The following is a 13322-nucleotide window of genomic DNA, read 5'->3' as shown; positions in this document are numbered from 1 at the left end:
GCCTGGGCTATCCTCACTGCCTATGACGGCCCAGGAAGCCCAGGAACACCACGGCGTGCACCGCGCCCTGCGCACCCGCCACCTCATGATGATCGCCCTGGGCGGGGTGATCGGCTCCGGGCTGTTCATCAGCTCCGGGTACACCGTGGCGCAGGCGGGCCCGCTGGGCGCCGTGGTGGCGTACCTCATCGGCGCGGCCGTGGCCTGGATGGTGATGACCTGCCTGGGCGAGCTCGCCGTGGTGTTCCCCGACTCCGGGGGCTTTTACACCTACGCCACCAAGGCGATCGGCCCCGCCGTGGGGTTTGCCACGGCCTGGCTCTACTGGCTGTGCTGGGTCGCCGCCCTCGCCTCGGAGTTCACGGCCAGCGCCATGATCGCGCAGCGGTGGTTCCCCGGCGTGGATACCTGGGTGTGGTGCGCGCTGTTCGCCGTGCTGCTGCTGGGGCTCAACGCCTACTCGGTGCGCTGGTTCGGGGAGGCGGAGGCCTGGTTCTCCGGCATCAAGGTGGCCGCCATCGCGGTGTTCATCCTGCTCGGCGGCGCGCTGATCCTGGGCTGGCGCGCCCCGGCCCAGCAGGCCCCGCTGCTGGGCAACTTTCTCACCCCCGAGGGATACTTTCCCACCGGGATCGGCGGGGTGATCGTGACCACCCTCGCGGTCTTGTACGCCTTCTCCGGCACCGAGCTGATCGCCATCACGGCGGGCGAGGCCACCGACCCCGGCCGCACGATACCCCGCGCCCTGCGCGCCACCCTGCTGCGCCTGGTGGTGTTCTTCGCGGGCGCCATCGTGGTGGTCGCCGCGCTCCTGCCCTACCCGCCCGGCGGCGAGGAATCCGTGGAGGGCAGCCCCTTCGTCCTCGTCTTGGAGCGGGCCGGGGTGCCCTACGCGGCGGACCTCATGGCCCTCGTGGTGATCGTGGCCCTGCTCTCTGCGGGCAACTCCGGGCTCTACGCCTGCTCCCGGCTGCTGTACTCCCTGGCGCGCGCCGGCCAGCTCCCCCGCGCCTTCGGGCGCACCACCCGGCGCGGGGTGCCGCTGCTCGCCGTGGTGGTCAGCCTCGCCGGAGGGCTGTTCTCGCTGCTGAGCAGCGTGTTCTCCCCGGGCGGGGTGTACCTGGCCCTCGTCTCCGTGGCGGGCTTTGCCGTGGTGGCCGTGTGGATCGTCATCGTGGTCGCGCACCTGCGCCACCGGCGGGCCTACCTCGCCGCCGGGGCTCGCTGCGCGACCTCCCCTACCGGGCGCCGGGCTACCCCTGGGTCCCCCGGATCGCGCTGCTGGCCTGCGTGGCCTCCCTGGTGGCCGTGGTCTTTGACCCGCAGCAGGTCTCGGCCGTGCTCTTCGGGGTGCCCTTCGTGGCGCTGTGCCTCATCGCCTATCGTTTCCTACCCAACGCCGCGCCACCCGCGCAATCTCCTCCGGCCCCACCCGGCAGCAGCCCCCGATGAGGGCCACCGGGGCGTCGATACGCAGCGCGGCGGGCTCCTCCGGCGTGGCCACCCAGCGCCGGGCGGAGGCGTCCCACCGCTCCCCGGAGTTGGGGTAGGCCAGCAGCGGGAGGGCGGTGTGCCGCCGCAGGATGCCCAGGGCGGCGGTGGCCTCCCGGGCGCTGCAGCAGTTCACGCCCAGCGCGCACAGGCCCGGGATCTCCCCGGCCAGGCGGGCGGCCTCCCCGAGGTCGGAGCCGTCGCGCAGCCTCCCGCCCGCCACGCTGAGGCTCAGAGCCACCGGCAGGCCCAGGCCGCGCAGCGCCACGGACAGGGCGGCCACCTCCGGCAGCGAGGGGATCGTCTCCGCGAGGAGCAGGTCCGGGCCCGCCGCCGCCAGCGCCTCCGCTCGGGGCCCGTGCCAGCGCGCCAGCTCGCGCTCATCCTTGCCGTACGCGCCGTCGTATTCCGTGCCCGGCCCCGGACCCGCGCCGTAGGGCCCCACCGAGGCCGCCACCCAGCGGGGCCCGCCGCCGCTCCCCGCCGCCTCCTCGGCGGCCTCCCGGGCAAGGCGCACGCTGGCGCGCAGCAGGGCCGTGGTCTCATCCCCGCCGCCCTCGAAGGTCACCTGGTAGGAGCAGGTGGTGGCCACCTGCGCCCCGGCGGCGAAGAAGTCCGCGTGCGCCGCGCGCACCTCCTGGGGCCGGTCCTTGAGGATCTGCGCGGACCACAGGGCGCCGCTGATGTCATTCCCGCGCCGCTCCAGGTGGGTCCCCAGGCCGCCGTCGAGGATGATCGGGGCCTCGCCGGGGCCCGGTGGCGTAAAGATCATGTCCGTTACCTCCCGTATCGCTGGTATGCCTCGAGGTACCCCCGGGCGCGCTCCGCCTTGGGCGCGCGGTCCGCCCAGCGGTAGAACTCCGCGCTGTGTCCGCCGGGGACAAAGGTGTGCGTCAGCTCGTGGATGAGCACGGCGTCCAGCACGTAGCCGGGCACCTCGCGCAGCCGGTCGCTGACGCGGATCTCCCCCGTGCCCACCGTGCACGAGCCCCAGCGATGCCGCTGGTTGCTCACCCACCGCACCGACGACGCCTCCGCCCGCCCCTCCAGGTAGGCCGCGTTGAGGTGCCGCGCCCGCCGCTGCAGCTCCGCGTCGCTATACCCGGAGGAGATCTTGCGGCGCAGCCCCGCCACCACCTTCTCCACCGCGCGCTCCCGCTCGGCCCGGCCCATCGCCGCCGGAACGCGCACCTGGATGCGCCCCTGCACCAGACGCGCCTGCACGGACTTGGTGCGCCGGGGAGAGGCGATCACCTCCACCTCGGGGGCCTCGTAGGCCTCGGGGGTGGCGGGCTGTTCTGCTGACATGACACGGCAGTGTACCTGTGCTGCAATGGGAGGCGGGGAACGCGCCGGGGGACGGCGCGGGAAGCAGGGGGAACCATGCCGGACGAGGATCTGATACTCGCGCCCGCCGCGCACGTGGTGGTGCGCGACTCCCGCAGCGTGCAATGCGGGATCGACGCCCGGCGCGCGGGCATCGTGGAGGTCGCCCACCCACGCGCGGTGGCCGCCGCGCTCGCCGGGGCGCGCCGGGCCACCCCGAGGTCGAAGCTCATAGAGCGGCTGCGCGCCGCCGGGCTGCCCCGGCTGGCGGCGGCCTCCCTGGTGGGAGAGCTGGTGGAGTACCGCGTGCTGCGCCGCGCGGACGCCGACCGCGCCCCGATCACGGTGCTGGGAAGCAGCCGCCTCGCCCGGCTCACCGCGGCGCTGCTGAGCGAGGACGGGCTGGCGGTGCGCAGGCCGCCGGGCGGCTCCCCGGGCGACGCGCGGGGCCTGCACGGCCTGTGCGGCCCGGTGCTCCTGGTGGACAGCGCCGCCGAGTACGGGCGGCTGGTCCCGGCGCTGCTGCGCCACTGCCCCACCGTGCTGCCCGCGCTGCTCCTCGGCGCACAGGGCGTGATCGGCCCGGCCAGGATCGAGGGCACCGGCCCCTGCCCGGTGTGCTACGTCCTGCACCGCAACGAGGAGGACCCCCGCTGGTACCGCGTGCTCACCCAGGTCACGGACCCCGGCTACGGGCCCGCCCTGCACGCCACCGCCGCGCGGCTGAGCGCCTGCGGCGCCTGGCTGGCGGGTGCTACCCCGGAGCCGCCGGGGCACCCGGGCATGGCGCTGGGCCCCGGGGAGGTGCTGCGCATCGACCCCTACCGCGCCGCCGGGATGGAGCGGCGCGCGGCGCTGCGCCCGCACCCCAAGTGCGTGCTGTGCGGGCGCTTGGGTGGCGGCTAGCGATACTGGGACAGCGCCGCCAGCAGGGACTCCCCGAAGCGCTCCACCTTGACCGGCCCCACCCCGGAGATGCTCAGCAGCTCGCGCTCCGTGGCGGGCATCGCCTCCGCGATGGCCACCAGGGTGGCGTCCGTGAACACGATGTAGGCGGGCACCTGCATCTCCTGGGACAGCGCGCTGCGCCAGGCCCGCAGGCCCTCGAACACGGCGGCGTCCATGTCCGAGGGGCAGTCCTCGTGGCGGCCCAGGGTCTTTTCCGTGGTCCCGTGCAGCGGGCGTCCGCACACCCGGCAGCGCTTGGCCTTGACGCTGCGCGGGGGCGCCTCGCGGACGTCCAGCTCCGGGGCCACGCCGTCCAGAAAGCGCGTGCGCTTGCGCGAGGCGCGCCCGCCCTCCTGGCGGGCGAGCGACCAGGACAGGTGCAGGTGCTCCCGAGCCCGGGTGATGCCCACATAGAACAGGCGGCGCTCCTCCTCGATGTGCCGGGCGCCCGCCTTAATGGCGTGGCTGATCGGCAGCATGTTCTCCGTGAGCCCCACCAGGAACACCGCGTCCCACTCCAGGCCCTTGGCGGCGTGCAAGCTCGCCAGGGTCACGCCCTGCACCGTGGGCGGCTGCTTGGAGTCCGCGCGGCGGCGCAGCTCCGCGAGCAGGCCGGGCAGGTCCAGGCCGGCGATGTCCCGGGCGAGCTCCTCGGAGAGGTCGGCCAGCGCCCCCAATAGCTGCCAGCGCTCGCGCGCCTGGGCGCCGCTGGGCTCGGTGTCCGTCAGCCCCAGCGGGGCGAGGATGCCGCGCACCAGCTCCCCCAGGGGGAGGTCCGGGAGGTCGGGGCGCTGGGAGGCGCGCACCAGCTCCTTGATCGCCTGGGTGATCTCCGCGCGCTGGAAGAAGCCCTCGCCCCCGCGCACCTGGTAGACGATCCCGGCGTCGGACAGCGCCTGCTCGAAGGCCGCGGACTGGGAGTTGATGCGGTAGAGCACCGCGATCTGCGAGGCGGGAACCCCCCGGTTGAGCAGGGTGAGGATCTGCCCGGCCACCTCGCGGGCCTCGGTGGGCTCGTCCGGGTAGGAGTGGAAGTCCGGCTCCGGCCCCGGAGGCCGCATGCCCTCCAGGCGCAGGCGGGTTCCGGCGAGCCTGCCGGTGGCGCGGTCGATCACCGTGTTGGCCAGGTCCGTGATCTGGGGGGTGGAGCGGTAATCGCGCTGCAGCTTGACCACGGTGGCGTGCGGGTAGGTGCGGGAGAACCGCAGCAGGTTCTCCGGGCTCGCCCCGGTGAAAGAGTAGATCGTCTGGTTGGCGTCGCCCACCACCGTGACGTCGTCGCGCTGCCCCAGCCAGGCGTCGAGCACCCGCTGCTGCAAGGGCGTGACGTCCTGGTACTCGTCCACCACGAAGCTGCGGTAGCGCTCCCGGAACTCCTCGGCCACCGCCCGGGAGTTCTCCAGCGCCCCGGCGGTGTGCAGCAGCAGGTCGTCAAAGTCCAGCAGCATCCCCTCCGGGGTGACCTTGGACTCCTCGTAGCGGCGGTAGACCTCCGCCACCTTCTGCGGGGAGGTGGGGGGCGTGCGGTGCGTGCCCTCGACGTGCCCGGCGTACTGGTCGGCACTGACCAGCGACGCCTTGGCCCACTCGATCTCCCCGAGCAGGTCGCGCAGCATTTCCGTGGTGGGCTCCACCCCGGCCGCCCGGGCGGCGCGCGCCACGAACGGGAACTTGTTATCCAGCAGCCGCCACGGCAGGTCCCCCGCCACCTGCGGCCAGAAGTACCGGAGCTGGCGGCGCGCGGCGGCGTGGAAGGTCAGCGCCTGCACCCCGCCCACCCCCATGTGGTTGAGGCGGTCGCGCATCTCGCCCGCCGCGCGCGCGGTGAAGGTCACCGCCAGCACCCGCTGCGGGGCCACAAAGCCCCCGCTGATGAGGTGGGCGATGCGGTAGGTGATGGTGCGGGTCTTACCCGTGCCCGCGCCCGCCAGGATGCACACCGGGCCGCGCGGGGCGGTGGCCGCCACCCGCTGGTCGTCATCGAGCTGATCGAGGTTCCACACCGCGCTGCTCACCGCCTCTCTCACCGTCCCTCTCACTGCCCCTCGACGTCCTGCTCGGTGACGCGGCGCACGTAGAGCAGGCGGTCGCCCGGCTCCACGGCCTCCGCCTCGGGGGAGTCGATGCGGTACAGCTCGCCGGAGCGCACCACACCCAGCACGATGTCCGCGAGGTGACGGGGGTTGGCCCCCACCTCGTCCTCGGCCACGGGGCGCTCCGCCACGGAGAAACCCTCGTCCGGGGAGAGCAGATCCTCCATCATCTCCACCACAGAGGGGGTCACGGTGGCCAGGCCGAGCATGCGCCCGGCGGTCTCCGAGGAGATGACCACGGAATCCGCGCCGGACTGCTCCAGGAGATGCTGGTTCTCCGACTCGCGCACGCTGGCCACGATCATCGCGCTCGGCGCCAGCTCCCGCACGGAGAGGGTGACGAGCACGGCGGTATCGTCCAGGTTGGGGGCCACCACCACGGAGCGGGCGCGGCTCACGCCCGCGATCTTGAGCACGTCCGCCTTGGTGGCGGAGCCGTGGACGGTCACCAGCCCCTGGTTCTCGGCGCGGCTCAGCGCCACGCGGTCGGTGTCGATGACCACGATCTGGTGGGCGGGGACGCCGTCGGCCAGCAGGGCCGCCACGGCGGAGCGCCCCTTGGTGCCGTAGCCTACGACGATGGTGTGATTGCGCACTCTATTCCTCCAACGCTGTATCTGCAGGGACTTCCGCGACTCCTCCGTGAGCACCGAGAGCGTGGTACCCACCAAGATGATAAGAAAGGCGATGCGCATGGGGGTGATCACCAGGATGTTCACCACGCGGGCCCCCTGCGTGACCGGCGTGATGTCCCCGTAGCCGGTGGTGGAGAGGGAGACCGCCGAGTAGTACAGCGCGTCGATGAAGGTCAGGGGCTCGGAATACCCGTCCCCGTCCGCGTACACGATGACCGCCACCAGCACAAGCAGCATCAGGGCGTACGCCACGCGGGTGCCGATGAGCACCCACGGGCTGCTGCGCGGCTTGCCCGGGATGGAGATCACCCCCAGCAGGGCGTGCACGGGCATGGCGCTGAGCTGCCCCTCGGCGCGAAAGCGCTCCCGAAACCTCTTAGCCACCGCTACTCCTTAACGCCGCGCCTCTGAACGATTCCCTGACACCTTAACCCCTCCCGGGGCGGGCGCGTCCGTGGGGGAAGCGGCGGCGGACATGAGCGCGGCGAGTTCCTCCCTGCCCGGCAGGGAGTCCGGCTCCAGGGTGCGATCAAGCGCCACGTAGTGGAACATCGCGCGGATGTGGCGGGTACCCAGCAGCTCGCCGAGGGCCACCTTGTACACCGCGAGCTGGATCTCCGCCGCGCGGCGCTCCTCCCGCGTCGCGGGCGGCATGCCCGTCTTCCAGTCCACGATGAGCCACCCTCCGGTCTCCGCGTCCGGGAAGATCGCGTCCACCCTCCCGCGCACCACCGCCGCGCCGAGCGTGACCTCGAAGGGGTGCTCCACGTAGGCCGGGGTGCGCTGCGCCCACCGGCTGGCCAGGAACTTCTCCTTGAGCACGCGGACCTCGTCGGCGGTGACCTCCGGCTCCCCCAGGCCCGGGAGCTGGTCCTCGTCGAGCAGCCCCGCCCCGCCGAAGCGCTCCTCCAGCCACTCGTGAAACGCCGTGCCGCGCTTGGCAAAGGAGTTGGGCTTAAACGGCACGGGCCTGCGCTGGCAGCGGGCGAACTGCGCCGGGTCCGCCTTGATGCTCACCAGGTCGCTGGCGGTCAGCTCGCCGGGAAGCTCCACGCGCACCACCGGGGCGCGCAGCGCCCGCTGCTCCTCGCACAGGGCCGTGACGTCCGCCTCCCACTGGCCAAACAGCTCGCCCTCCTCCTGCGGCGGCAGGTCCGCCAGCGCCGCACGCACGAGCCGGGCCCCCTCGCGCAGGTCCGCGCGGACCCCGGGCGGCGGGAAGACCCCCTCCTCCGGCGGCGGGGAAACGGGCTCGGCCGCCGGGTCCGCGCCGTCGCCGCCGTACCAGTGCGCCACGGCGTCCGGGCGCAGGGCGGCCAGCAGCTCCAGGTGCGCGTAGGGGCGGACGGGCTGGGTCTCCCCGCGCAGGGAACTCCCGCTGACCAGGAGCGTGCGCTCCGTGCGGGTGAGCGCCACGTAGAACAGACGGGTGGCCTCCTCCGCCTCGGCGGCGCGCACCCGGTCGATGTAGTCCTTTCCGAGGTCCTCGAACTCCTTGCGGTTCTCCGCGCCGCCCGGGTCGAACACCGGGGCCTCCTCGCTCGCGGCGGTGGCCTCCCGCACCTCCCCGCGCAGGGTGGCGGGGACCCGCCTGACCTGGGTGAGGAACGTCTCCGCCTGGACCTTCCAGGTGGATTCGTCCGCGTGCGGCACCGCCACGTGCCGCCATTCCAACCCCTTGGCCTTGTGGGCCGTCATGATCTGCACCCGGTCGCTGCGCACGGTCACCGCGCCGGGCTCCAGCCCGCGATCCCGGCTGCGCGCCAGGTCGCAGTAGTCCAGGAAGCCGCCCAGGGTGGCCCCGGGGACGGCGGCAAAGCCCGCGGCCTCCTCCAGCAGCCGGTCGAGGTGCACGGTGCCCACCGCGCCCGGGGCGAAGGGGTCCTCCCGCGCCAGCACCTCGGTGCGCACGCCCAGGGCGCGCTCGACGTCGCTGAGCACCTCCACCAGCGGCTTGCCCAGGCTGCGGGTGCGCAGGCCGCGCAGCATCGCGGCCGCCTCCTCCGCGCGCCCGCGCCCCTCCGGGCTCAGGCCCGCCCCCTCGCCCAGGTCCGCGAGGGCGTCGCCCAGCCCGGCCACCTGCTCGCGGTCCGGCGGCATCGCCTGCTCCACCGCGCGGCGCAGCCGCTCCTCGGGGTCCTCCGGAGCCTCCTTCTCGGGGGCCGCCTCGGTGGCCCGGCCCGCGAGGTTGCGCGCCCGGCGCGCCAGCGCGCGCACGTCCGCCCAGCCCAGGCCCACGGCGGGGCCGGTGAGCAGCCGCAGCGCGGCGGCGTCCTCGGCGGGGCGGATCAGCAGGCGGGCCACGGCGAGGACGTCGGCCACCTCGGGGACGTCCACCAGCCCGCCCAGGCCCACCACCTCGTAGGGCACCCCGCGCCGGGCCAGCTCGGCGGCCAGGGGGGCGCTGTGCTTGTTGGCCCGCACGAGGATCGCGGCGGAAAAGGGCTCTCCCTGCTCCTGCGCGCGCTCGTAGTGCCGGGCCATGTGCTCGGCCACCCGGGCGCGCTCCTCCTCCACGGTGGCGTGCCAGGCCACCTGGACCTCGCCGCGCTCCCCGCCGAACGGGGTCAGGGGCGCCACGGTGCGGTCCGGGCGCCCCGGGGGCCCCAGCACCTCCGCGGACACTGCGTTGGCGAGGTCGAGCACGGCCCCGGGGTTGCGGAAGCTCACGGTGAGCTCCTTCTTGGGCGCGGGGCCAAGGGGGGCGGGAAAGTCCTCCCGGAAGGCTTCCAGGTTGGCCGCCGTAGCGCCGCGCCACCCGTAGATGGCCTGCATGGGATCCCCCACCGCGTTGACGGTGAGCCCGGGGTCGGCGCCCTTGCCGTACAGCTCGCGCAGCAGCACGCGCTGGGAGTGGCTGGTGTCCTGGTATTCGTCCAGCATGACCACGCGGTGCCTGCGCCGCTCCGTGGCCCCCACCGAGGGGTGCTCGCTGGCCAGGCGCGCGGCCACGGCCATGTGGTCGGCAAAGGTGGCGGCGTTGCGGCGGGTCAGCTCCGCGCGCAGCGCCTCCACCAGGGGCAGGTAGTCCAGGCGGTGCTCCTGGGCGTCGAGCCACTTCTGCAGCGTGGCGTTGGGCTCCTTGCGCTGCCTCTTGCCCGGGGGCAGCTCCTGCACCAGGCTCACCAGGGGGTGCGTCTCCTCCCGGATGTCCTCGGGGGTGACCTGGTGGTTGAGCATCTCCCCGTGCAGGGCCAGCAGGGTGTCCACCACGGCGGCGGGCTCGCTCTCCACGCTCAAACGGCCCCGGTAGTCCGCCACCACCCGCGAGGCGATGGTGAACAGCTCCGTCTCCGAGATGCGGCGCGCGTGCGGCTCCACGGGGGCGAGCAGGCCGTATTCCTGCACGAGGCGGCCCGCGTAGGCGTCGTAGGTGAGCACCACGGGCTGGGCGTTGTCCAGGCGGCCCGCCAGCTCGCCGCCGGGGTCCACCTCGCGCAGCGCGGGGCTCAGCGCCAGCCTGCGCAGGCGATCCCGGATGCGCTGGCGCAGCTGCTGGGCGGCCTTGCGGGTGAAGGTCAGGCCCAGGATGTGATCCGGCTCCACCAGGCCGTTGACCACGAGCCACACGGCGCGCGAGGCCATCGTCTCCGTCTTGCCGGCCCCGGCGCCCGCCACCACCAGCATGGGGCCCACCGGGGCCTCGATCACCTCCGCCTGCTGCGGGGTGGGCGCGTTGCGCCCGAGCAGGGCGGCGAGCTTCTTGGGGCTGATCCGCCCGGCGTTCTCACGAGGCAACGGTCAACCTTCCTTCCGGTTGGACGGGGCACACCGCCCGGAGGCGGCACGAATCGCAGTGGGGATTGACGCGGGCCAGCAGGCGCGGGCCGCGCGTCTGCCCCGCGAGCAGCGGCAGGCGCGCGGCCAGCTCCTCCTGCTCCTGCGGGGTCAGGGCGGCCTGCTCGCGCGTGGTGATCTTCTGGCTGGACGTACCCGGGTACACCAGCCGCGCCCCGCCCAGGGGCGGGTGATCGGGCCCCTCGCGCACGGCGCCCCCGCGGATCTCGCCGCGCGCCAGCGCCAGCTGGTAGGCGCGCAGCTGCGTGTTCTCCTGGGCCCGCCGCTGCGAGGGGGCGCTGCTGCCGGTCTTGAAGTCCACCACGTAGTGATCCCCTGCGGCGTCCCTGTCCAGGCGGTCCATGCGCCCCGCGATCACCACGGCCTCGCCCACCGGTACCTCCACGGGCATCTCCACGCCCACGGGCTCGCCCTGCGCCTGCACCCACGCGTGGGTGCGCCGCAGCAGGCGGTCCCACTGCTCCACGAGGTTCTGTTCCTTCCACGCGGGCACGTCCCGGGAGTCCAGCCAGGCCCGCGTGACGATCTCCCGGGCGCGCTCCTCCGGAACCCCGCGGGCCAGCGCCTCGGCGTAGGCGTGCACGAGGGAGCCCTTGAGCAGGTGCGGGGAGTCCTCCTCGCGGAGGTAGCGCTCGGCCACCGCCCGCAGCGGACAGTCCTCCAGGCCCTGGATGCGCGAGGGGGAAAGATACACCCGCTCGGAGCCGACCAACTCCTCCTCCGTGGAGGCGGGCCGCGCCCCCCACCACTGGGCGGGATCAGCCCCGGGGACCCCCGCCCGCGCCAGCCGGGCAAGCTGGCGGGCCGCCTGGCGGCGCGTGGCCTCCGGGGTCTCCTCCGCGCAGACCGCCCGGCGCAGCTCCGCCACCGCCGCGGGCGCGGAGAGCACCGCAAAGCGCGGCGGGGTTGTCTCCTCCCCGGCGCCCGCCGCCACCGGCGCGGCCTCGGCGTACTCCCCCTCCTCGCGGCCGAGTTCGGCCAGGAAGCGGGAGGGCTCGCGCACCTCATCCTCCTCCTCGTGCACGGCGGTGATGAGCAGCCGATCCGTGGCCCGGGTGGTGGCCACGTGGAAGAGGCGGCGCTCCTCGGCCACCTTCTCCTTGGTGCGCCCGATGATCGCGTCCGGGTCCACCCCGGAGTCCACCAGGTCGATGAACTCCTCCTGCTCGAACAGGGTGCCCGTCTCCCCCAGCGCGGGCCAGACGTCGTCCTGCACCCCGGCCACCACCACCGTGCGCCACTGGCGGCCCGCCGCGCCGTGGGCGGTGAGCACCGTGACCGCCTCGGGGGCTGCCGCGCGCCGGTCGCGCACGCCGGTGGGAAGTTCCTGCTCCTCGATGTGGGCGATGAAGGAATCGATGCCCGCGCGCGGGCGGCGCTCCACGTAGTCCCCGGCGGCGTCGAACAGCGCCATCATGGCGTCCAGGTCGCGGTCCGCCTGCGAGCCCGCCGCCCCGCCGCGCAGCGCGGCGGCGGAGAGCCGCTCGGACAGGCCGGTGGCCTGCCACAGCGCCCACAGCACCCCCTCCACCGAGGCCCCGGAGTTCTTCGCCTCGAAGGCCGCGCCGAGCACGGTGCGCATGCGGTCGAGGATGTCCCGCTCGCGCTCCGTGAGGATCTCGCGCAGGCGTTCCTCGTGCTCCTCGTCGCGGGCGGCGGCCGGGTCGATGAGGCGGCGCAGGGTGAGCATGGCGCGCGTGTGCATGTCGCTGCGCCGCAGGCCGCGCAGCAGGCGGCGCAGGGTCACCGGGTCCGCCCCGCCCACCGGGCCCAGCAGCAGCGCCTCCAGCTCGCGCTCCTCCAGGGGCTCGCGGAGCGCCCGGACGCCCAGGATGATGCCCGCCACGAGGGGCTGGTGGGAGAGCACCATGTCCGTGGCCTCGATGTGCACGGGCACCCCCGCGCCCAGCAGGGCGCGGCGCACCGGGTCGATCATCCCCGAGGAGCGCACGATCACCGCGATCTCGCTCCACGGCACGCCCTCGATCAGGTGGGCGCGGCGCACCTCGTTGGTGTAGCGGGCCTGCTCCTCCACCGCGGATCGGGCGATGGACACGGCGGCCTCGGGGTTGCGGCGGGAGCGGGGAAGGCGCACCTCGCGCTCCGCGGGGAAGGAGCGCAGGAACTCCGGCGAGGCGCCCCGAAAGTGAAAGACGGACTGCTCCGGGTCGCCGCCCACCACCACGGTCCGGGCGTGCCGCGCCAGAAGGGAGATCAGCTCCCCGGAGAGCGGGTCGAGGTGCTGGGCGTCGTCCACCACCACGGTGTGCCACAGCCCCTCGAGGAGTTCGGGGCGATCGCGCAGCGCGCGCAGGGCCACGGCCACCAGCTCCGAGGCGCTGTACGAGTGCGCCCCGCTGAGCGCCATCGTGCGCTCGTACTCCCGCAGGAAGGTGCCCGCCGCCGCCCAGGCGGGGCGCCGGTGCCTCCGGCCCAGGTCCTCCAGGTCGCGCGCCCCCACGCCGCGCTCGGCGGCGCGCAGCAGGAAGTCGCGCAACTGGCGGGCAAAGCCCACCAGGCCCAGGGCCGGGACGTGCTCCTGCGGCCAGGGGCCCCGGCCCTCCTCGGCGTGCCCGGCCAGCAGCTCGCGGATCACGGCGTCCTGCTCCGCGCCGGTGATGAGGCGGATTTTCTCCTCGCTGGCGCGGCGCAGCAGGGCGAAGGCCAGCGAGTGCAGGGAGCGCACGGCGGGCTCCTCCGAGGCGTAGCGCCTCCGGGCGGCGAGGAGGCGCTCGCCCAGCTCCCGGCGCAGCCTGCCGGCGGCGTCCTTGGAGGCGGCCACCACGAGCACGCCCGAGGGGCGCTCGCTCTCCGCGATGATGCCCACGGCGGTATCCACCAGGAAGGAACTGACGCCGGAACCGGCCGGGCCGGTCACCCGCCATCGCCCGGCGCGCGGCAGGCCCCCGTCGAGCCCCTCGATCCCCTCCCACGTGCGCGGCGGCGGCGCGGCCTCGCGGGGCACGAGCACCACCTCGGGCGTGGGGGGCACCGGAGAGAAGGCCGAGGGGGCCGCTGCGTCAGTCATGCC

The 13322-nt window shown here is 74.4% G+C and carries 7 protein-coding genes and 1 pseudogene; 2 read left to right on the top strand and 6 right to left on the bottom strand.

The window, feature by feature from the left end:
• Positions 1–22 precede the first annotated feature (22 nt).
• Positions 23–1171: pseudogene (locus B140_RS14340) on the top strand (amino acid permease); the annotation flags it as partial.
• A gap of 201 nt (positions 1172–1372) precedes the next feature.
• On the opposite strand, the gene mmuM reads toward B140_RS14340, so the two are convergent.
• Positions 1373–2263 carry a homocysteine S-methyltransferase gene (gene mmuM / locus B140_RS0106365; RefSeq protein ID WP_018118523.1) on the bottom strand — a complete coding sequence of 297 codons (891 nt, stop codon included), beginning with the start codon at positions 2261–2263 and terminating at the stop codon, positions 1373–1375.
• Between the two features lie 5 nt (positions 2264–2268).
• The gene (locus B140_RS0106360; RefSeq protein WP_018118522.1) at positions 2269–2799 is read right to left on the bottom strand and encodes a M48 metallopeptidase family protein; all 531 of its coding nucleotides are present in this window, start codon (positions 2797–2799) and stop codon (positions 2269–2271) included.
• A 75-nt stretch (positions 2800–2874) separates the two neighbouring features.
• Here B140_RS0106360 and B140_RS12970 point away from each other — a divergent pair, with 75 nt between their 5' ends.
• A complete protein-coding gene (locus B140_RS12970) occupies positions 2875–3723 on the top strand; it encodes a hypothetical protein (RefSeq protein ID WP_018118521.1) in 849 nt (282 codons plus the stop codon).
• On the opposite strand, the gene B140_RS0106350 is transcribed toward B140_RS12970, so the two are convergent.
• The 4 genes from B140_RS0106350 to B140_RS0106335 are packed head-to-tail and all read right to left on the bottom strand — an operon-like array spanning position 3720 to position 13319.
• A complete protein-coding gene (locus B140_RS0106350; RefSeq protein ID WP_026166073.1) occupies positions 3720–5768 on the bottom strand; it encodes an ATP-dependent DNA helicase UvrD2 in 2049 nt (682 codons plus the stop codon). The two genes, B140_RS12970 and B140_RS0106350, sit on opposite strands and share 4 nt — an antisense overlap.
• 32 nt (positions 5769–5800) lie before the next feature.
• Positions 5801–6826, bottom strand: a complete 1026-nt coding sequence (locus B140_RS0106345) for a potassium channel family protein (protein WP_083912262.1) — start codon at positions 6824–6826, stop codon at positions 5801–5803.
• A 60-nt stretch (positions 6827–6886) separates the two neighbouring features.
• A complete protein-coding gene (locus B140_RS0106340; RefSeq protein ID WP_018118518.1) occupies positions 6887–10231 on the bottom strand; it encodes an ATP-dependent helicase in 3345 nt (1114 codons plus the stop codon).
• Positions 10221–13319: an ATP-dependent helicase gene (locus B140_RS0106335; RefSeq protein ID WP_018118517.1), complete on the bottom strand. Its 3099-nt coding sequence runs from the start codon at positions 13317–13319 to the stop codon at positions 10221–10223. Before B140_RS0106335 ends, B140_RS0106340 begins: the two co-directional genes overlap by 11 nt.
• Between the last annotated feature and the right edge of the window lie 3 nt (positions 13320–13322).

This window comes from Corynebacterium mastitidis DSM 44356, assembly GCF_000375365.1.
In the GTDB taxonomy this organism is placed as follows: domain Bacteria; phylum Actinomycetota; class Actinomycetes; order Mycobacteriales; family Mycobacteriaceae; genus Corynebacterium; species Corynebacterium mastitidis.
This window is presented reverse-complemented; position numbering and strand designations above follow the sequence as displayed.

Coding starts and splice junctions, on each gene's coding strand:
- B140_RS0106335 (WP_018118517.1), bottom strand. CDS start 13,319: ATGACTGACGCAGCGGCCCCCTCGGCCTTCTCTCCGGTGCCCCCCACG.
- B140_RS0106360 (WP_018118522.1), bottom strand. CDS start 2,799: ATGTCAGCAGAACAGCCCGCCACCCCCGAGGCCTACGAGGCCCCCGAG.
- B140_RS0106345 (WP_083912262.1), bottom strand. CDS start 6,826: ATGCCCGTGCACGCCCTGCTGGGGGTGATCTCCATCCCGGGCAAGCCG.
- mmuM (WP_018118523.1), bottom strand. CDS start 2,263: ATGATCTTTACGCCACCGGGCCCCGGCGAGGCCCCGATCATCCTCGAC.
- B140_RS12970 (WP_018118521.1), top strand. CDS start 2,875: ATGCCGGACGAGGATCTGATACTCGCGCCCGCCGCGCACGTGGTGGTG.